Raw genomic sequence first — 19491 nt, 5'->3', positions numbered from 1 at the left:
CCGCGGTGAGCGACGCGGCCGCGCCGGGCGGCTTTCCGATCGATGCACTGCTGCCGGACATCCTCGGCCGGCTCGCCGAACATCCGCGCCTGGTGCTCGAGGCGCCGCCGGGCGCCGGCAAGACCACCCAGGTGCCGCCGGCACTGCTCGGCGCGCCATGGCTCGGCGAGCGCCGGATCCTGATGCTCGAGCCGCGCCGCATCGCCGCGCGTGCGGCTGCCGGCTTCATGGCCGCGCGCTACCGCGAGCCGGTCGGCGCGACGGTCGGCTACCGGATCCGCTTCGAGTCGCGCGTCTCGGCGGCGACGCGGATCGAGGTCGTGACCGAGGGCATCCTGACGCGCCTGATCCAGGACGATCCGGAGCTCTCCGGCATCGGCGCAATCGTTTTCGATGAATTCCATGAGCGCCATCTGCAGGGTGATCTCGGCCTCGCGCTCGCGCTCGACGCGCAGGCCAACCTGCGTCCCGATCTGCGCCTGGTCGTGATGTCGGCGACGCTCGACGGCGAGCGCATCGCGCGCTGGCTCGACGCGCCGCGGCTGACCAGCGCCGGCCGCAGCTTTCCGGTCCGCATCGCGCATCCGCCGGCGCGCACCGGCGAGGCGTTCGGCGAGCCCGGCTGGCCGTTCCAGGTGCGCCGTGCGATCGCCCAGGCGCTGGCCGAGAGCGACGGCGACGTGCTGGTGTTCGTGCCCGGCAAGCGCGAGATCGACCGCGTCGCGCAGGCGCTCGCGGCCGAAGGCGACGCGCTGGCCGGCGCCGAGGTGGTGCCGCTGCACGGCGAGCTCGCTCTCGCCGCGCAACAGGCCGCGCTGCAGCCGGCCGCCGGCGGCGGTCGCCGCATCGTGCTGGCCACCAACGTCGCCGAATCGAGCGTGACGCTGCCGGGCATCCGTGCGGTCGTCGACAGCGGCCTCGCGCGCGAGCCGCGCTTCGATCCGAACTCCGGCTTCACGCGGCTGGAGACCGTGACGATCTCGCAGGCCTCGGCCGACCAGCGCGCCGGCCGCGCCGGCCGCCTCGGGCCGGGCCTGTGCCTGCGGCTGTGGCCCGAGAGCCGCCGTCTGGAGCCGGCGCGCATGCCGGAGATCGCGCAGGTGGAGCTGTCCGGCCTCGCGCTCGAGCTGGCCGCCTGGGGATCGGACGCGCTCGACTGGCTGGACCGTCCGCCGGCCGGCGCGCTGGCACAGGCGCGCGACCTGCTGACCGCGCTCGGCGCACTCGACGGCGACGGCCGCCTGGCGCCGCTCGGCCGCGACCTGCTGCGGCTCGGCGCCTCGCCGCGGCTCGGTGCCGCGGTGATGCGCGCGACCGGCGCCGAACGTGCCTTGGCTTGCGACGTCGCGGCCTTGATCGAGGCGCGTAATCCGCTGCGCGGCGAGGCCGGACGCAGCGACGATCTGCGGCCGCGGCAGGTCGCGCTGTCGGCCTGGCGCGGCCGCGATCACGGCGCCGTGCGCGCGGCCGGCGCCGATGCGGCCGCGCTCGGCGCGATCGCGCAGGCCGCCGACGCCTGGCGCCGCCGCGCCGGCGCCACCGACGCCGCCGTCTCGCGCGCGCTCGGTCCGACCGCGCTCGGCGACGTGCTGATCCATGCATTCCCGGACCGCATCGCGCGGCAGGATCCGGCGCAGCCGCTGCGCTACCAGCTCGCCAACGGTCGCGGCGCACGGCTGCACGAGAACAGCGCGCTCTACGGCGAGCCCTGGCTGGTCGTCGCCGATCTGCGCCGAGACGCGCGCGACAGCCTGATCCTGGCCGCCGCGCCGTTCGATCCGGAGCGCCTCGCGCGCGACTTTCCGCGCAGCTTCGGTCAGCGCCGCGTCGTCGAATGGAACGAGGCCGCCGCGGCCGTCGCCGCATTCGAGGAGCGCCATTTCGGTGCGATCGTGCTCGAGCGGCGCAGCGTACCGGCCACCGCCGCCGACAGCGTGCCGGCCCTGCTCGCCGCGATCCGCGCGCGCGGCATCGACGTCTTGCCGTGGAGCGCAGCCGCGCAGTCGCTGCGACTGCGCGTGGAGGCCTTGCGCGCATGGCGGCCGGAGCTCGACCTGCCGGACTTCTCCGATGCCGCCTTGCTGGCGACGCTGGAGGAATGGCTGGCACCGCATCTGACCGGCGTGCGCCGGCTCGACGCGATCGCCGCCGCGACGCTGTCCGATGCGCTGGCCGCACGGCTCGACCATCGGCTGCGCCGCACGCTCGACGAGGAAGCGCCGCCGGCGATCCGCGTGCCGAGCGGCATGGAGCGCACGATCGTCTATTCGGCCGACGCGCCGCCGGTGCTCGCGGTCAAGCTGCAGGAGCTGTTCGGCCTGGCCGAGACGCCGCGCATCGCCGGCGGCCGCGTGCCGCTGCTGCTGCACCTGCTGTCGCCGGCCGGCCGACCGATCCAGGTCACCGGCGATCTGAAGAGCTTCTGGGAGCGTACTTACCCCGACGTGCGCAGGGAACTCAAGGGGCGCTACCCCAAGCACCCCTGGCCGGACGATCCGTGGAACGCGCGGCCGACCCACCGCGCCAAGCCGCGCGGCACCTGAATCGCCCGCCGCCGCGCGGGTCCCCCATGCGCACAAGTGGACGCGCGAACGCCCATCCTGAGTCTCCCAGGGGCGCGGAGTGCTCCTGTATGATCGCCCGGGCATGAGCGAGCGCAAGGCAGCGACCATTCTGTTCGCGGACGTGTCCGGCAGCACCAAGCTGTTCGAGACGCGCGGGGACGTCACCGCACGCGCGATCATCGCCGGCGTGCTGCGCACTCTGCTCGAGATCGCGCAGCGCCACGGCGGCAGCCTGGTCAAGACGATCGGCGACGAGATCATGTGCACGTTTCCCGGCGCCGTGCAGGGCCTGTTCGCGGCCAGCGACATGCAGCGCCGCATCAAGTCCGACGCGCAGTTCGTGCGCGACAACCTCGGCATCCGTATCGGCCTGCATCACGGCGAGGCGCTGTTCGAGGACGGCGACGTCTTCGGCGATGCGGTCAACGTCGCCGCGCGCATGGCCTCGATCGCGCGCCGCGACCAGATCGTCGCCAGCGCCGCGATGACCAGCGGCGTCACCCAGGCTGCCGGCCTGCGCATCCGCTCGCTCGGCAGTGCGCGCGTCGCCGGCAAGGCGCAGCCGGTCGGCATCGCCGAAGTGGTCTGGCACGACGATCTCGGCAACGTGACTACGGTCCAGCGCATGGTCCAATCGCCCGAGCCGGTCGCGCGCGTGCGGCTGCTGCTGCGCCACCGCAGCCAGGTCTTCGAGATCGACGAGGCCTCCGAGGCGTTCACGATCGGCCGCGATCCGACCAACGTCCTGGTCATCGAGGCCGACTGGGTCTCGCGCATGCACGCGGTCATCGAGTGGAAGCGCGGCCACTTCGTGCTGACCGACCGCTCGACCAACGGCAGTTGGCTGCGCATCGGCGAGGACGACGAGCAGCATGTCCACCGCGAAGACGTCCACCTGCGCCGCAGCGGCCTGGTCAGCCTGGGCCAGGCGCACGACCCGACCTGGGCCGATACGCTGTATTTTCAGTGTGGCGGGTGAAAGTTGGGTCGACCTGGCCTGTTGCGCGTGGGGCCGCCAAGCATATGGGAGTTGCCGTAGCGAGGCCGCTGAATCGAAGCGACGAGACAGCTTCGGATGTCTTCTGACTGACCTAACTCGTCAGTTTGATTCGGCGACAGGGCTCGGCGACATAGGGAACTCGAATGGCCGTCGGTAAGGGAAGCCAGAGTCTTCCGACATGGGATCGTCCAATGGTTGCAACCGATCTCGTCAGGCGACGTCGTAGATCATGGCGTGGCACTGCATGTTCGTGGCGCGCGTTACATCACGAGACAATCCGTCACATCGTCGCGCTTTCCAGATTGCTCGGTTCGGGTTAAGGTCGGCCCACGTCGCAGGGAAGCCCGCAGGGGGTGGCCCCGACGTTCACGTCAGGGCATCGGGCTGGATTCCGGTTGAGTGTACGGACGCGCAAGGCGTTCGTTCTTCTCTCTAAGGGGTATTCATTCCGGGCCTGCAAAGGAGCTTTTGCATGTCCGCGTCGTTCCGCGCGCTAAGCGCATGGGTCAGCCCTTCCGCACGGTCGAGTGCCGCCGATCCTCGAGCCCCTGGCGCGTGCAGTGGCCGTGTCGTGCTGCTGGGTCTGCTGAGCGCCGTGCTGCTGAGCGCGGGCGTGGTGCAGGCGCAGCCGAAGGAAGTGTCGATCTACGGCGAGCAGGGCAAGCTGCTGCGCGGCAGCGACGTGGTGGGGTCGCTGGGTGCGGATCTGTTCGGCGACCAGGTGAGCCTGTACACGGGTGCGCTGGAGTTCACGCAGACGGACGTGAGCATTCCGGGCAACAGCGCATTGCCGGTGGCGGCAGGCCGTCGCTATCGGCCGACGCAGAGCAACGAATTCAACCGCCATTTCGGCGATTGGGATCTGGACATTCCGCATGTGCACGGCGTGTTCGCGATGGAAACCGGATGGCAGACGCAGAGCGGCAATAATCTGCGCTGCAGCCAGTTCAGTCCGCCGCCGGAGACGCTGATGGGCCTGCCGGGGGGCGGCAGCGTGCCGATGTCGCCGGAGAGCTACTGGCAGGGCAGCTTCGTGTATCTGCCGGGAAGCGGTGATCAGGAAATCCTGCAGCGGGCATCGGGCAACACGCAGGCGCCGACCGACGGCTCGAGCTATCCGCTGGTGACCAAGTCGGGGGGCATGATCAGATGCTCGACGATCGGACTGGATACGAGCAACGAAGGTTTCACGCTGCTGACGCCGGACGGCACGCGGTATCGCTTCGCTCACCTGATCAGCCGACAGACACGTCCGTTGACGGGAGGCGGCGGCACGATTCCGCGTGGCGGCTGGGAGACGGCCTACCCACCGGTGAGCGTGACGGGCGTGAACGGCCAGTTGCAGCGTGTGGAGATCTGGATCGTGCCGACGGTGGTGACGGACCGTTACGGCAACACGGTGACCTATACCTGGAGTGGTTCGCAGCTGACGAGCATCGTGTCGACGAACGTGACAGGCACCCCGGCCGACACACGCTCGCTGAATTTCACGTACGTATCGGGCACGAGCCTGATCCAGTCGGTGACGGCTCAATCGGGCGGATCGCCGTCGCGGACGTGGAGCTATGAATACAGCAGCGGTCGGCTGTGGCGGGTGTATCAGCCCGACGGTGTGTCGTACTGGCAGTTCGATCTGGGCCCGCTGTCGAATGCACCGCTGTCGCTGACGGCGCCGCCGTCGAACTGCAACTCGAGCTATCCGGGCGACCCGGGTTCATTCACGGGCACGATGCGTCATCCGAGCGGCGCGACCGGTTCTTTCACGCTGACGCGCGAGGAGCACGGCCGGACGTGGGTGAAGTGGGAGTGCATCGTGCCGCCGGGATCGACGGTGACCTCGGGCAGCTGGTCCAAGCAGCCGTTGCAGTTTGGAGAGCTGTCGCTGACGAGCAAGGCGATCACGGGCACGGGCCTGCCGGGCTACATCTGGACGTACGTCTACAACGAGACGATCTCCTCGACGAGCTACTGCTGGGATCCGGCAGGTGCGGGCACGTTGGCCAGTCCGCTGTGCACGGGCAGCTCCCCGACGACCAAGACGGTGCGGGTGATGGATCCGGAGGGATCGCAGACGCGCTATACGTTCGGCATCCGGGCCGGAGTGAACGAGGGTCAGCTGCTGAAGGTGGAGAGCGGCTGGAATCCGGGCACGAGCACGGCGATGCGGACGGTGGAGACGACCTACTTCCCGACCAGTGGCGGCGGATTCGGCTCCTCGCCGCCGTGGCCGCATCCATACGGGACGAGCATCCAGACGCGCGGCGATCCGTACATGACCGAGCGGATCATCGCGGAGAAGAAGCGGCTGACGCTGCAGCAAGACGTGGGCATGAGCTGGGAGGCGCAGACCTACGACGTGCGGGGCCGGCCGCTGCAGGTGATCCGCTCGCGCGTAGGCAGCATCGGCTCGAGCCGTACGGAATCGACGACGTATCACGACAACACCAATAAGTGGGTGCTCGGCCAGGTGGCACAGGTGCAGGCTTGGCCGAGCGCCAGCCCGTCGGCGGTGACCACGCCGGTGTACAACACCTACGACTCGACCACGGCGAACATCCTGAGCCACACGAAGTACGGTGTACTCGAGCGCAGCTACGACTGGTACGCGGACGGCACGCTGTGGAAGAGCACGGACGGGCTGGGCAAGACGACGACATACTCGGTCTACAAGCGAGGCATTCCGCAGACGATCACGTATCACAACCTGGACACGATGCAGGTAGTCGTGAACGATACCGGCGAGATCATACAGGTGACGCAGGCCGGCGGAACGCGGATGTACGGCTACGACGGCTTGGGCCGACTGGCGTCGATCACCTATCCGAGCGGCGATCTGACGACGTGGAACACGACCACGCTGACCTATACGTTCGGGACGACCTCGGAGATTCCCGGGGGTTCGCACTGGCGCCAGACGGTGACCACCGGCAACGGCTACACGATTACCTACCTGGATGCCCTGCTGCGCCCGGCGATGGTCAAGCGCTACGACGGCACCAGCGGTACGACCGAGGCCGCGTCGCGGCAGATGGTGCTCAAGCGATTCGACGGGCAGGGAAGGACGACGTTCGAGTCCTATCCGCAGCGGACGATCGCATCGATCGGTTCGTCGCCGCCGGGCACTACGACGAGCTACGACGCGCTGGGCCGGGTGAGCCAGACGGTCGCCAAGACCGAGCTGAGCGGTGCGGCGGCCGATGCCACGACGACGATCCAATACCTGACCGGCTTCCAGAAGCGGGTGACCAACCCGCGCGGCGCGGTGACCGACACCTGGTACCAGCTGTTCGACGAGCCGAGTGAGGATGCGCCGATCCAGATTTCGGAGAACGTGACCACCCTAATCGAGAGCGAGAAGCGTTCTACGACGATCGCCCGCGACGTGTACGGTCGGCCGACGACCGTCACGCGCAGCGGCACGTGGGACGACTCGGCGATCTCGGCGACGCGTCGCTACGTGTACGACCCTAATCATCGACTGTGCAAGATCATCGAACCGGAAACCGGTGGGCCGAGTTCTCCGAACGGTGCGACGGTGATCGATTACGACGCAGCCGGCAACGTGGCCTGGGAAGCCAAGGGGCAGGCCCTGACCGATGAGTATGAGTGCCAGCGCGGCTCGGTGCCGGTGAATGCGAAGGCGACGATGAGCTACGACGACCGCAACCGTCTGGAGCTGACGACCTTCGGCGACAACAGCCCGAAGATCCGGCGGACCTGGACGGCGGACAATCTGCTGCTGACGGTGCGCACGGAGCCGTGGAACACGACGAGCCTGCTGTCGCAATGGACCTATACCTACGACAAGCGTCGCCTACTGCGCAGCGAGGCGCTGGCGGTGTCGGAGGGGACGTTCACGACGAGCTACGGTTACGACGCCAACGGCAGCCGGACGTCGATGACCTATCCGGACAACACGACGGTGAACTACTCGCCCAACCAACTGGGGCAGCCGAGCCGCCTCAGCAGCGGCGGGATCAACTATGCCTCGGACATCGCGCACGCCGCGAATGGTGGCGTGAGCTCGTTCACATATGGCAATTCGATCAGCCACACGGTGATCCAGAACCTGCGTGGCCTGCCGGCGAGCGTGCAGAACGGCAGTTTCCTGATCGATGCCTACACCTACGACGTGAACGGCAATGTGAAGACGATCGATGACCTGACGCCGACGTCGAGCAATAAGAGGCAGATGAGCTACGACGGACTGGATCGTCTCAACGGCGTCGAGATCGGCGTGTCGCCGACGACAGCCAATGTGGTTTACGCGTATGACGCGCTGGACAACTTCCGCCGCAACTACAGCTGGACCCCCGGTTACGCGATGCGGGACTTTCAATACACGTACACCAAGAATCGGCTGACGCAGATCTACGACTCGGAGAACAGCTCGACACTGTCCTACAACTACAACGCACGCGGCGAGATGACGTACCGGTACTCACCGGGCGCACCGCTGTTCGTAGCGCACGACTACGTGTACGACATCGGCGGCCGGATGAGCCAGGTCAAGCAGACGGGCACCTCGACGGTGCTGGCGCAGTACGACTACGACGGCAACGGACGGCGGATCCGGATCAGCGAAGACAGCGAGCCGTCGCGGCTGCAGGTCTACACGCAGGCCGGCCAACTGGTCTACGAGCGCAGCGGCACGGCGGTGACCAAGCATGTGTACCTGAACCGGCATCTGCTGGCGAAGATCGACGCGTCGGGGGTGACCTACCAGCACACCGATGCGCTGGGCACGCCGGTGTTCCAGACCAACAGTGCCGGCACCACGCTGGATGCCAATCGCCGGCCGCTCGAGCCGTATGGCGAGCCATCGAACAAGGTGTTCTTCGACGGTCCGGATTTCACCGGCCATATGTCCGACGAGCTGACCAAGCTGGTCTACATGCAGGCGCGCTACTACGATCCGGTGCAGAGCCGCTTCGTCAGCACCGATCCGGTCTCTTCCACGCTAGGCAGCTTCAATCGGTACTGGTACGCCAACAACAGCCCCTACAACAACATCGATCCGGATGGTCGCAAGGCCTGCGGTACGGACACGACGTGTTCTTTGGAGCGAGGTGATTGGGGCGGCTCGTCCGCTAGGACATACTCGGCGCACAATACATTCAGCACAGGATTTGGAAAACAAAATGCACCAACAAAAGAAATACAAGGGTGGATGAATTCTCAGGATTCATCGGATAGACAGAAGGCGGCTGATGAGGCTGTTTCAAGGTTCAAAATCGAATCAAAATCAAAATATAGCGGCCCCCACTATGATCCTGGTCTGAGGGACAACGGCATAACTGAGTACGACGGTGGCATCACGGTTCGGGTTGGCCCGACGGCATATAAGTCGTGGAGCTATCTCGGCTATATATTGAGTCATGAGATCGAAGTGCATGTGGGACAGTTCGCGCTTATGTCCGCTCTCCGGTTGGATTTCGGGAATAAAAGAGCGTATAACCTGCGAGAGGTCGAGGCGTATCGATATAACCTGCGCCCGGCCAATTTGGCTAGGTTCGGCAATACTGAAGAAGAGATTTCTGAAATGAAATCTAGATTGGAATACTACAAAGCTAGGGCGGGATTAGAATGAGGGATGCAGTCACATTTTCTTTATATATCCTGATGTGCTTAATCGGCACCTCTGTCTATGCTAAAGATGACATTGAATTCAAGATAGAAGAAAAAGATAATGGGCTGGAGTTGAGTGTCGAGAGTAAATCAATATATAATTCAAGAATTAGCCTTCCGATTGTTATTTCACCAAATGAAAGTTCTCCTGGCGTGCACTTTAGAATATTCGACTTAAAAGGTCATGAATATTATTTTTGCGCGCAAATTAACTATTCAAGCATGCCGAGAGAATCTACGCTTTTTTATTCTCATAGAATAAGCGTCGTAGAGCAATACGGAAATATAAAAAGACTCTATTGTTTGCCTCCAGGTAAGTATAAAGTGGAGGCTGTCTATAACTGGCTGTACCAGGATGGCGAGATGGAAGGCGTCACCTCAAATGTATTGGACATTACATTTCAATGAATTTCCTCGAAATATTCTTCTCAATTGGTGGGTGATTCTTTAATGCATTGCTAGGGGTTCGCTGGCGTTCTTTGCCGAGTCGCTGCATTACGCCAGGTGATTCAGCCGTCTAAGGTATAGTAAGTTCCATAAGGTCAAGCTGGTTTTGTGTGTGCAGCGTATTCGTCCGCTGCCGACAACGCCGACGTTACCTGCGGCTGCGACGCGCCGGACGGCGCAATCAGCACCTTCGCTTCGGTGCGACTGCGGAACCATTCGCGATTGAGCAGCTCGTCGCGCAGTTTGCCGTTGAAGCTTTCGACGAAACTGGACTGTCCCGAGTTTTAAGACACTTCCCAGCCTCACGCCGCGGCCTGTTCGAAGGCCTCGGGACTGATGCCGCCCAGATGGCTGTGACGGCGGGTTCGATTGTAGAAGACCTCGATGTATGAATCGCCCCGGCTTCAGTAGCCATCTCCAAGCCGTACATTACGGCAACGACGGAGGTGTGCATGAGCAGCAAGCGGTATTCGGATGAGTTCAAGGCCGAGGCGGCCAAGCGGGTGATCGATCAGGGTCGTTCGGTACGGGAGGTCTCGAACCGGCTGGGGGTCAGCATTGACTCGCTGTACGCGTGGGTGAGGGAGCAACGCAAGGTGCCGGCCATGCGCCAGGCGGATGCTTCGTTGGCGGCGGAGAACCGTCGTCTGCAGGCCGAGCTCAAGCGTGTGACCGAGGAGCGCGACATCCTAAAAAAGGCCGCAGCGTACTTTGCCAAAGGGTAAGGGCGAAGTACGCGTTCATGCAGGCGCATCTCGACGAGTTCCGCGTGACCCGCATGTGTCGTGTGCTGGGTGTGCAGCGCAGCGGGTTCTATGCGTGGCGGCAGCGGCCGCACAGCGAGCGCCATCGCGAGGATCAACGTCTTCTCGGGATGATCAAGCAGGTGTGGCTGGAGAGCGGCACGGTGTACGGCTACCGCAAGGTCACCGATGACCTGCGCGATCTGGGCGAACGCTGCGGCAAGCATCGCGTGGCACGACTGATGAAGAGCGAAGGCTTGCGGGCGCAAGTGGGTTACGGGCGTCGTCCGCGGCCTCGCGCTGGCCGGGTCTCGATGGTCGCGCCGAACCATCTGGATCGACAGTTCGACGTGGCCGCGCCAATACGCACTGGGTCACCGACATCACCTATATCCGCACGCACGAGGGCTGGCTATACCTGGCGGTGGTGCTGGATCTGTACTCGCGCCAGGTCGGTGGGCTGGGCGATGCAGGGCCAGATGCACGCCGATCTGGTGCTGCAGGCGCTGCTGGCAGCGGTGTGGCGGCGCAAGCCGGCAACCGGCCTGATGCTCCACTCGGACCAGGGCAGTCAGTTCACCGGTGCCCAGTGGCAGGCGTTCCTGAAGGCCCATGGGATCGTCTGTAGCATGAGCAGGCGCGGCAATTGTCATGACAATGCAGTGGCCGAGAGCTTCTTCCAGCTACTCAAGCGGGAACGGATCAAGCGGAGGACTTACCTGACGCGTGATGCAGCGCGCAGCGACGTGTTCGACTACATCGAGATGTTCTACAACCCCAAATGCCGGCACGGCTCCAATGGAGGCGTCTCTCCGGTAGGTTTCAACCGGCAGGCGGGACTTTCAGGCTCGTAGTGTCTACGAATCCCGGGGCGATTCATAGAGCCCGTTCGAGTAATGCCGACTTTTGTGGGTCCGCCCGACGGGCCGGTATATAACAGAATAACTAACGCGAGATTGGCGCGTAAACTATCCGCCATTCATGCTGAGAGATCAGCTGTGTTGCAGCGTGCAATTAAGCCTGATGGGTCGCTGAATATGTCCGACACGGTTAGGTAACAACTTTCCGGATCGCGGAGCTACATACCTAATCTTGCAATTTAGAGACGATCAGGGGGGCAGATCCTCAGGCAGTCGAAGGCCAGTCCATGTATAGAAATAGAGCGTCCTTGAACGGGTCGAGCGGGACGCTTGAAGTTTTGGTCCATGAGCCGAGTGGGCAAATCAGGCATGTGCTATACAAGAGTGGGAGGTAATTATGAGCGAGCCTGCGGAAAAGTTGATGGGGCTAATGCAGAGCTATGTAAGGGGGGGGTATTGATGTCGCGGATTTTTGCGAAAATTATGAGAAGGAATACAATTTCTGCACAGACAAGTCTAAATTCTCTTCGCTAGAGAAGCAGGCTTTTTCTGATTTATTCGATAAAATCGTTTGGTATTCCCCATTTGAGAAGGAAAGGCAAGTAATTCCAAACTATGTCGGTGAAGGCCAGGTCAGGATATCTGTGGTCAACGCTTTTGCAATACTTGGGCTTTCTGATTCTTGATAAAACTTACCTCCTTTCAAATACTGTTCTGAGCGACGTCCCCCTGCTTTTGAGTAGCGCAGCGATTTGGAGTCCAATCCCCAACGAGAAGGAGATTGGACGTGAAGAAGCGCTTTTCCGAGGAACAGATCATCGGCTTCCTGCGTGAGGTCGAGGCGGGGCTGCCGGTCAAGGAGCTGTGCCGCAAACACGGCTTCGGCGAGGCGTCGTACTACCTGTGGCGGAGCAAGTTCGGCGGCATGAGCGTGCCCGACGCCAAGCGCCTCAGGGAGCTCGAGACCGAGAACACGCGGCTGAAGAAGCTCCTGGCCGAGCAGGTGCTTGAGAACTAGGTCATCAAGGACGTCCTGCGAAAAAAGTGGTGAGCGCACCGGCTCGTCGGGAGCAGGTGCGCTACATGGTAGACAGGGGTTTGAGCGAGCGACGGGCGCTGGCGGTGGTGCGGATGAGCGCCAGCGCGCTGCGCTATGCACCATGCCCGGACCGGAACGTGGAGCTTCGGGCGCGCATCGTGGCGCTGGCGCAGCGGCACAAGCGCTATGGAGTCGGGATGATCTACCTCAAGCTTCGCCAGGAAGGGCAGCTCGTGAACTACAAGCGTGTTGAGCGGCAGTATCGGGAAGAGCGGCTGCAGGTGCGCCGTCGCAGACGCAAGAAGGTGCCGGTGGGCGAGCGGCAGCCGTTGCTGCGGCCGATCCGGGCCAAGGAGGTCTGGTCGATGGACTTCGTATTCGACCGGACGGCCGAGGACCAGGTGATCAAGTGCCTGGTGATCGTCGATGATGCCACGCATGAGCCGGTGGCGATCGAGGTCGAACGGGCGATCTCCGGACAGGGCGTGTGCCGTGTCCTGGATCGGCTTGCGCTCAGCCGAGGGCTGCCGAAGGTCATCAGGACTGACAACGGCAAGGAGTTCTGCGGAAAGGCGATGGTCACCTGGGCACACGCCCGTGGCGTCCAGCTGCGGCTGATCGAGCCGGGCAAGCCGAACCAGAACGCCTACGTCGAATCGTTTAACGGCCGACTGCGCGATGAATGCCTCAACGAGCACCTGTTCACCAACGTGCTCCATGCGCGCACGGTGATCGAAACCTGGCGCCGCGAGTACAACGAGGAGCGGCCCAAGAACGCACTGGGCGGCCTGACGCCAGCGGCCTACGCCAAACAGCTGGCCGAGTCGGCTACAGTGAACCCGGACTCCAGATCAGACCGCTACTGAAAGCGGGGGGACGTCGCGGGGACCGGAGCGCCCGCGCTCGCTACGCCGTCAGCCGCCGGCACCACCATTCAGCCGCCGCCGCGCCCGATCGCCCGGTGCGCGATGTCGCGCCGATAGAAGCCGCCGTCGAAGCCGATCTTCTCGATCGCCGCGTAGGCGCGGGTGCGGGCGGCGGCGATGTCCTGGCCGATCGCGCAGACCGTCAGCACGCGGCCGCCGGCGGTGATGACGCGGCCGGCATCCTCGCGCGTGCCGGCGTGGAACACCTTGACGTCCGGGCCGAGATCGCCGTCGAGGCCGCGGATCGGATCGCCGCTGCGGACCTTGCCGGGATAGCCGTGCGCGGCGTAGACCACGCCGATCGCCGGGCGCGGGTCCCAGTCGGCCCGGGTCTGGTCGAGCCGGCCGTCGAGCGCGGCCTCGATCAGCTCGGCGAGGTCGGACTTCAGGCGCAGCATGATCGGCTGGGTTTCCGGATCGCCGAAGCGCACGTTGAACTCGATGACCTTCGGCGCGCCGCTGCGGTCGATCATCAGTCCGGCATAGAGAAAGCCGGTGAACGGCGCGCCTTCGGCCGCCATGCCGGCCAGCGTGGGACCGATCACCTCGTCCAGGATGCGCCGCTCGACCTCGGGCGTGACCACCGGTGCCGGCGAGTAGGCGCCCATGCCGCCGGTATTCGGGCCGGTATCGGCCTCGCCGACGCGCTTGTGGTCCTGGCTGGTCGCCATCGGCAAGGCATGCCGGCCGTCGGCGATGACGATGTAGCTGGCTTCCTCGCCGTCCAGGAATTCCTCGATCACGACGCGCGCGGAGGCCTCGCCGAGCGCGTGCGCGCCGAGCATGTCGTGCAGCGCCTGCTCGGCATCGCCGAGGGTCAGCGCGACGACGACGCCCTTGCCGGCGGCCAGGCCGTCGGCCTTGATCACGATCGGCGCGCCGTGCTGGCGCACGTAGGCCAGCGCGGGGGCGAGCTCGGTGAAGACCGCGTAGCGCGCGGTCGGGATGTTGTGGCGGAACAGGAAGTCCTTCGTGAACGCCTTGGAGCCCTCGAGCTGGGCGGCAATGCGTCCGGGACCGAAGCAGCGCAGGCCGGCCTTCGCGAAGCGGTCGACGATGCCGGCGACCAGCGGCGCCTCGGGGCCGACCACGGTCAGCGCGACGGCCTCGTCCTGGGCCAGCCGCAGCAGGCCTTCCAGATCGGTCGCGGCGACGGCGGCGTTGCGGATGCCGGGCTCGCGCGCGGTGCCGGGATTGCCGGGCGCGACGATCACCTCGCCGACGCGCGGCGACTGCTTGAGCCGCCAGGCCAGCGCGTGCTCGCGCCCGCCCGAACCGATCACCAGTACCTTCATGGTCGCCGTCCCGCCGGAAAAAGGGCGTGCATGGTACCAACCGCGGCGGCGCGCTTTCAGCCCCCGCTGCGGCCGAGCGGCAGCGTGCGCAGGCCTTCTCGGAACTGGCGCGGGCTGATGCCGGCCTGCCGCTTGAACGCGGCGCTGAGGTGGCTGTGGCTCGCGAAGCCGGTCGTCAGCGCGATCTCGCCGATCTCCCGGCCGGTGTTCAGCAGCAGCCAGCGCGCGCGGCGCAGACGCTGTGACAGCACGTACTGCGCCGGCGTCAGGCCGAAATGCGCGCGGAACGCGATCAGCAGCTGATGCACGCTGAGCTGCGCGATCGCGGCCAGATCGGCCAGCGTGATGCGCCGGTCGAGCATGCCATCGATGTGATCGGCGATGCGTTGCGCGGTGCCCGCGTCGAGCGTGGCGCGCCGCACCGGCTCGCTGCGCACATCGCCGCCGAGGCGGTAGTCGCGGAACAGATGCTGGCGCAGCACCCACTGCAGCCGTTCGGCCATCATCGCGGCGAGGTCGTCCTCGGCGGTGGCCAGGCGCGCCATCTGCGCGACCGTGTAGTAGAGAAATTCGTCGCGATGCGCCATGCATGGCCGCAGCGCGTCGAGCGTGCCGGTGCGCTCGCCCGGCAGCTCGGCGACGGCGTCCGGATCGATGCGCAGCTCCGCATAGCGGATGACCTGGCCGCGCGCCTGTCCGAGATAGCGGCCGCCGGCCGGCACCAGCCAGATGTCGCCGGGCGAGGGCGGTTCGCGCGTGGCGCCGATGCCTTCGATCCGCGTGTCCAGCGCGCGCATCGCGCCGCCGAGGTGGACGATCAGCGTGTGCCGCGGCTGGCCGATCGACCAGGTCGTCGGCTGGCGGATGTCCTCACAGCAGAGCAGGAAGCCGAGGCCGGGCCAGTGGCGCTCGGCGAGGACGCTGAAGAGCGCGGCCGTGGCCGGCGTGCGCTCGGTGAGCCAGCCGTCCTCGTCCGGATGCGGAGAATTTGATAGTCGTGCGGGCACGATGAAAGCACGCCAGGCCGGATGAGGGCATCTTAGCGACGATCTGCCGCGCCCCTGCGGGCGTGTTGCCAAATGACACATTCGCGCCGGCCGGCAGCCTCCCCCTGCAAGGAGTCCCCCATGTCCGACCATAGTCTCAACGGCAAGATCGCCGTCATCGCCGGCGGCGCCAAGAACCTCGGCGCGCTGATCGCACGCCAGTTCGTCGAGGGCGGTGCGCGCGGCATCGCCGTGCACTATCACAGCGACGCCTCGCGCGGCGACGCCGAGCGCACCGTCGCCGACCTCAAGGAGCGCGGTGCCGAGGCGTTCGCGATCCAGGGCGACCTGTCGGTCGTCGACAACTGCGTGCGTCTGTTCGACGAGACCCGGAACCGCTTCGGCCGCATCGACATCGCGATCAACACGGTGGGCCTGGTCATCAAGAAGCCGATCCTCGAGGTCACCGAGGACGACTACGAGCGCAGCTTCGCGGCCAACTCGAAGGCGGCGTTCTTCTTCATCCAGCAGGCCGGCCGCACGCTCGCCGACGGCGGCAACATCGTCACGCTGGTCAGCTCGCTGCTGGCCGCCTATACGCCGTACTACGCGGTCTACCCGGGCAGCAAGGCGCCGGTCGAGCACTACACGCGCGCGGCGTCCAAGGAGTTCGGCGAGCGCGGCATCTCGGTCAACGCGATCGGCCCGGGTCCGATGGACACGTCGTTCTTCTACGGCCAGGAGAGCGCCGAGGCGGTGGCCTATCACAGCTCGGCCGCGGCGCTCAGCAAGTACTCGAGGAAGGGCCTGACCGACATCGAGGATATCGCGCCGATCGTGCGCTTCCTGGTGACCGAGGGCTGGTGGATCACCGGCCAGACCATCTTCGCCAACGGCGGCTACACGACGCGCTGACGCGCCGAAGCCCGGGGCGTGGCGTGTCCCCGCGCCACGCCCGCGTGCGCTGGAGTCACCGCGCCGGCATCGCCAACCCGACATGCCGGTGCCGGCGATCGAAAGCTCCGGACCGCGCAGCAGCCGATGACGGGCGTTCCGCGCAAGCGCCGATCGCCGCTCCACCCAGCCCGCGAAGGAAGACACGCCATGCGGACGCTCGTCCTGATCCTGATCGGCCTGGTCGTGCTGGCGCTGATGACCGCACTCAGCCGCCCGCCGCGCCGCCCGCAGGTCGCGCTGGTCTTCATCGGCGTCTGGCTGCTGGCCTGCGCGATCAATCTCGCGATCGGCCTCTCGCACGGCTACTCGCTCGCTGAGGAACTCGGCATCCACCTGGTGCTGTTCGGCGTGCCGGCCGCGGCGGCGTGGTTCGTTCGCAGACGGGCGATTCGCGCGATCGGTCAGATCGATACGCCGCTACCGCGCTCGGTCGAGTGACGGAACAGCCCGGCCAGGTGCCGTGAGGACTCGGTGTCCTACCGGCTGTTGATTCTGTTTCAGCTTCATGTTGGTCGGCCCGATCATTCTTCCGGGCCGACGCTGCCCGAGTAATCGGTCAGCCGGGCAGGGCCGCGGCGCATCGGAACGTCATGCGGGTGCCGACGAGGCCGCCACGCTTAATCGGACTTCGCAGGCGCATCCAGCGACGCCAGCCACTCGCGCGCCTGCACGGTGCGCCGGTGGTCGGGCCCGACGGTCGCCTCGAATGACGCAATAGCGGCGCGCGCGTCGTCGAGCGCCGCATCACGGCGTCCGAGCGCGGCCAGCGTGCGGCTGCGGTAGACCAGGGCGATCGCACGTTCGGGCCGGCCGGCCAGCGCAGCCGGATCGTCGAGCAGGGCGTCGAGCAGGGCGAGCGCCTCGGCGGGCCGGTCCTGCCGGCCGATCGCATTGGCCAGGCTCATCTGGGTGATCCAGGCACCGGGGTCGCCGGCGCCGCGGGCAGTGCGTTCGGCTTCGAGCAGCGCACGGAACGCGGTCTCGGCGTCGGCGTAGCGGCGGCTCGCGAGCAGCTCGTTGGCGAGGTTGTAGCGCGTGCTCAGCGTGCTCGCGTGGCCGGGGCCGAGCCGGCGCTGCTTGATCGCGAGGTCACCGGTCCAGATCGCGATCGCGGCGGCGCGATCGCCGCTCTGGCTCAGCGCGACGGCCAGTTCGTTGTGGTTGCGCAGCGTTTCCGGATGCTCGGGGCCGAAGATGGCCAGGCGCCGTGCATGCAGATCACGCAGAACCTCGGCCGCCTCGGTCTGGCGGCCGCCGTCGCGCAGTGCGCGCGCCTTGCCCTCGAGACTGCGCAGGCGGCGGTAGTCGTCGTCGCCGTCGCGTGCGGCGCGACGTGCGGCCGTGGCGTCGAACAGCGCGGCGGCGCGTCCGGCGTGACCCTGCAGCAGCCACAGATGGCCGCGCGTATCGGCATGGTCCAGTTTCAGCGCGTCGTCGTCGCGTCGTGCCTGCAGCGACCGCGTCAGATCGGCATCGAGCGCTTCGGCTTCGCCGAGCCGGCCGGCCTGGCTCAGCGTGTCGAGCAGGGCGATGCGCGCAGCGATCAGCGCGTCGTCGTCGCCATCGCGGCCGGTTTCGAGCACACCGATCAGCGTCTCCAGCCGGTGCTGCGCGGCCGCGTAGTCGCTGGCGGCCAGGTCGCGGCGCGCCTGCTGCAGCACGATGCCGACCGCATCGGCATCATCGGCCGGCGCCAGCTGGCGGCGCAGTGCATAAGCGCGGTCCAACTGCTCGGCGGCGAGCGCGAGCTCGCCGATGCCGGCGTAGGTCGTGCCGAGCGTGCGGCGCAGCTCGGATTCGATCGCCGGCTGGTCGGCGAAGCGCGTGCCGACGCGCGCCAGCGCGCGGTCGAGCGCTTCGCGCACGCGCAGGTCCGGCTGGCTGACCGCGAACGGGTCGGCGGCGGCGAGCAGGTCGTCGCTGACGAAGGCATTGATCGCGCGCACCTTGGCGGCTTCGGCGCGCGCGAGGTCGCGCTGCTGCGCGAGTCGTGCATTGAACGCGAGCACGAGCGCGATCGCCGCGACGCCGGTCAGCGTCACGACGGCCGCGGAGACCGGACGCCGCCGCCATGCACAGGCGAACGCATACGGCCAGCGGCCGCGCAGCGCCTCGACCGGACGGCGCTCGAGCAGGCGTTCGATGTCCGCACGCAGCTGCGCGACCGAGCCGTAGCGCGCGGCCGGATCCTCGGCGCAGGCACGATCGAGCACGGCGGCCAGCTCGCGCCGGCGTACCGCCGGCATCGCGATCCAGCGCTCGCGTCGCGGGACCGTCGGCGACGGGTCCGGCTGCGCGGGCGCATGGTCGGCACCGGTACGCGCCGCCTCCTCGTCGCCGTCGTGCGCGAGCAGCCCGGCCAGCAGCAGGCCGAGCTGGTACTGGTCCGAGGCAGTGCCGACGTCGGCACCGGCCAGCTGCTCCGGGCTGGCATGGCCGGGCGAATACGCGCGCGGGCTGTCGCCATCGCCGAGCAGCGCGGCGATGCCGAAATCGAGCAGGCGCGGCCGGCCGTCGGCATCGACCAGCACATTGCCGGGCTTGATGTCGCGATGGATCAGCAGCCGCGCATGCGCGAACTGCACGGCCTCGGCGACGCCGAGCCACAGCCGCAGCCGCGCATCGAGCGGCAGGGCATGGCGGCGGCAATGGCGGTCGATGCGCTCGCCCTCGACCCATTCCATCGCGAACCAGAGCAGACCGCCGGCCTCGCTGCCGCCGTCGAGCAGGCGCGCGATGTTCGGGTGGCGCAGACCGGCCAGGATCTGCCGTTCGCGCCGGAACAGCTCGCTTGCGCTGCCGTGTTCGGCCAGGCATTTGAGCGCGACCTGCTGCGCGAACTCGCCGTCGGCGCGCTCGGCCAGATGGACCACGCCCATGCCGCCGCGGCCGAGCTCGCGCACGATGCGGTACGCGCCCAGGCGCGTACCCGGCGGCGCTGCGGCGATGCCGCCGCGCTCGAGCAGGTCGCGCGCGAGCGCACCGCCGAGCAGGGCGCCGGGTTCGAGCAGGTCGCGCGCGCGTCGCGTCATCGCAGATGGGCCGG

11 protein-coding genes and 3 pseudogenes are annotated in these 19491 nt (G+C 66.5%); 9 read left to right on the top strand and 5 right to left on the bottom strand.

Going from position 1 to position 19491, the window contains the following annotated elements:
• Positions 1–5 precede the first annotated feature (5 nt).
• The 4 genes from hrpB (at position 6) to VMR06_RS00820 (ending at position 9600) form a co-directional block, all read left to right on the top strand.
• Positions 6–2543, top strand: a complete 2538-nt coding sequence (gene hrpB / locus VMR06_RS00835) for an ATP-dependent helicase HrpB (RefSeq protein WP_325372000.1) — start codon at positions 6–8, stop codon at positions 2541–2543.
• 103 nt (positions 2544–2646) lie between these two features.
• Positions 2647–3543 (top strand): adenylate/guanylate cyclase domain-containing protein, encoded by an 897-nt coding sequence (locus VMR06_RS00830; RefSeq protein ID WP_325371998.1) that lies wholly within the window; start codon positions 2647–2649, stop codon positions 3541–3543.
• 493 nt (positions 3544–4036) lie between these two features.
• Entirely contained in the window at positions 4037–9154 is a 5118-nt protein-coding gene (locus VMR06_RS00825) for an RHS repeat-associated core domain-containing protein (RefSeq protein ID WP_325371996.1), read from the top strand.
• Entirely contained in the window at positions 9151–9600 is a 450-nt protein-coding gene (locus VMR06_RS00820) for a hypothetical protein (RefSeq protein WP_325371995.1), read from the top strand. Before VMR06_RS00825 ends, VMR06_RS00820 begins: the two co-directional genes overlap by 4 nt.
• A 218-nt stretch (positions 9601–9818) precedes the next feature.
• On the opposite strand, the pseudogene VMR06_RS00815 reads toward VMR06_RS00820, so the two are convergent.
• A pseudogene (locus VMR06_RS00815) lies at positions 9819–9914 on the bottom strand (integrase core domain-containing protein); the annotation flags it as partial.
• Between the two features lie 27 nt (positions 9915–9941).
• Positions 9942–10028: pseudogene (locus VMR06_RS00810) on the bottom strand (IS3 family transposase); the annotation flags it as partial.
• 63 nt (positions 10029–10091) lie between these two features.
• Here VMR06_RS00810 and VMR06_RS18240 point away from each other — a divergent pair.
• The 3 genes and pseudogenes from VMR06_RS18240 to VMR06_RS00800 all read left to right on the top strand — a co-directional run bounded on the left by VMR06_RS18240 (position 10092) and on the right by VMR06_RS00800 (position 13147).
• Positions 10092–10364, top strand: a complete 273-nt coding sequence (locus VMR06_RS18240; protein ID WP_349255294.1) for a transposase — start codon at positions 10092–10094, stop codon at positions 10362–10364.
• 17 nt (positions 10365–10381) lie between these two features.
• Positions 10382–11236 (top strand): IS3 family transposase, encoded by an 855-nt coding sequence (locus tag VMR06_RS00805; RefSeq protein ID WP_349255292.1) that lies wholly within the window; start codon positions 10382–10384, stop codon positions 11234–11236.
• Positions 11237–12029: 793 nt separating this feature from the next.
• Positions 12030–13147, top strand: a pseudogene (locus VMR06_RS00800) (IS3 family transposase).
• A 68-nt stretch (positions 13148–13215) separates the two neighbouring features.
• Here VMR06_RS00800 and purD read toward each other — a convergent pair.
• Both purD and VMR06_RS00790 read right to left on the bottom strand, forming a co-directional pair.
• Positions 13216–14502 carry a phosphoribosylamine--glycine ligase gene (gene purD / locus VMR06_RS00795; protein WP_325371993.1) on the bottom strand — a complete coding sequence of 429 codons (1287 nt, stop codon included), beginning with the start codon at positions 14500–14502 and terminating at the stop codon, positions 13216–13218.
• A 56-nt stretch (positions 14503–14558) separates the two neighbouring features.
• Entirely contained in the window at positions 14559–15509 is a 951-nt protein-coding gene (locus tag VMR06_RS00790) for an AraC family transcriptional regulator (protein ID WP_325371991.1), read from the bottom strand.
• A gap of 120 nt (positions 15510–15629) precedes the next feature.
• Here VMR06_RS00790 and VMR06_RS00785 point away from each other — a divergent pair, with 120 nt between their 5' ends.
• Both VMR06_RS00785 and VMR06_RS00780 read left to right on the top strand, forming a co-directional pair.
• On the top strand, positions 15630–16403 hold the full coding sequence (locus VMR06_RS00785) for an SDR family oxidoreductase (RefSeq protein WP_325371989.1): 774 nt from the start codon (positions 15630–15632) through the stop codon (positions 16401–16403).
• A gap of 189 nt (positions 16404–16592) precedes the next feature.
• Positions 16593–16883, top strand: coding sequence for a hypothetical protein (locus VMR06_RS00780; RefSeq protein ID WP_325371987.1), 291 nt, complete (start codon positions 16593–16595; stop codon positions 16881–16883).
• 179 nt (positions 16884–17062) lie between these two features.
• Here VMR06_RS00780 and VMR06_RS00775 read toward each other — a convergent pair whose 3' ends face one another.
• Entirely contained in the window at positions 17063–19477 is a 2415-nt protein-coding gene (locus VMR06_RS00775; protein WP_325371985.1) for a serine/threonine-protein kinase, read from the bottom strand.
• Between the last annotated feature and the right edge of the window lie 14 nt (positions 19478–19491).

The sequence above is a fragment of the Dokdonella sp. genome (assembly GCF_035511235.1).
Taxonomy (GTDB): Bacteria; Pseudomonadota; Gammaproteobacteria; order Xanthomonadales; family Rhodanobacteraceae; genus Dokdonella.
The sequence above is the reverse complement of the archived record's forward strand: the minus strand, read 5'-3'. Positions and strand labels throughout refer to the sequence as shown.

Coding starts and splice junctions, on each gene's coding strand:
- VMR06_RS00785 (WP_325371989.1), top strand. CDS start 15,630: ATGTCCGACCATAGTCTCAACGGCAAGATCGCCGTCATCGCCGGCGGC.
- purD (WP_325371993.1), bottom strand. CDS start 14,502: ATGAAGGTACTGGTGATCGGTTCGGGCGGGCGCGAGCACGCGCTGGCC.
- VMR06_RS00775 (WP_325371985.1), bottom strand. CDS start 19,477: ATGACGCGACGCGCGCGCGACCTGCTCGAACCCGGCGCCCTGCTCGGC.
- VMR06_RS00805 (WP_349255292.1), top strand. CDS start 10,382: ATGCAGGCGCATCTCGACGAGTTCCGCGTGACCCGCATGTGTCGTGTG.
- VMR06_RS18240 (WP_349255294.1), top strand. CDS start 10,092: ATGAGCAGCAAGCGGTATTCGGATGAGTTCAAGGCCGAGGCGGCCAAG.
- VMR06_RS00780 (WP_325371987.1), top strand. CDS start 16,593: ATGCGGACGCTCGTCCTGATCCTGATCGGCCTGGTCGTGCTGGCGCTG.
- VMR06_RS00820 (WP_325371995.1), top strand. CDS start 9,151: ATGAGGGATGCAGTCACATTTTCTTTATATATCCTGATGTGCTTAATC.
- VMR06_RS00825 (WP_325371996.1), top strand. CDS start 4,037: ATGTCCGCGTCGTTCCGCGCGCTAAGCGCATGGGTCAGCCCTTCCGCA.
- VMR06_RS00830 (WP_325371998.1), top strand. CDS start 2,647: ATGAGCGAGCGCAAGGCAGCGACCATTCTGTTCGCGGACGTGTCCGGC.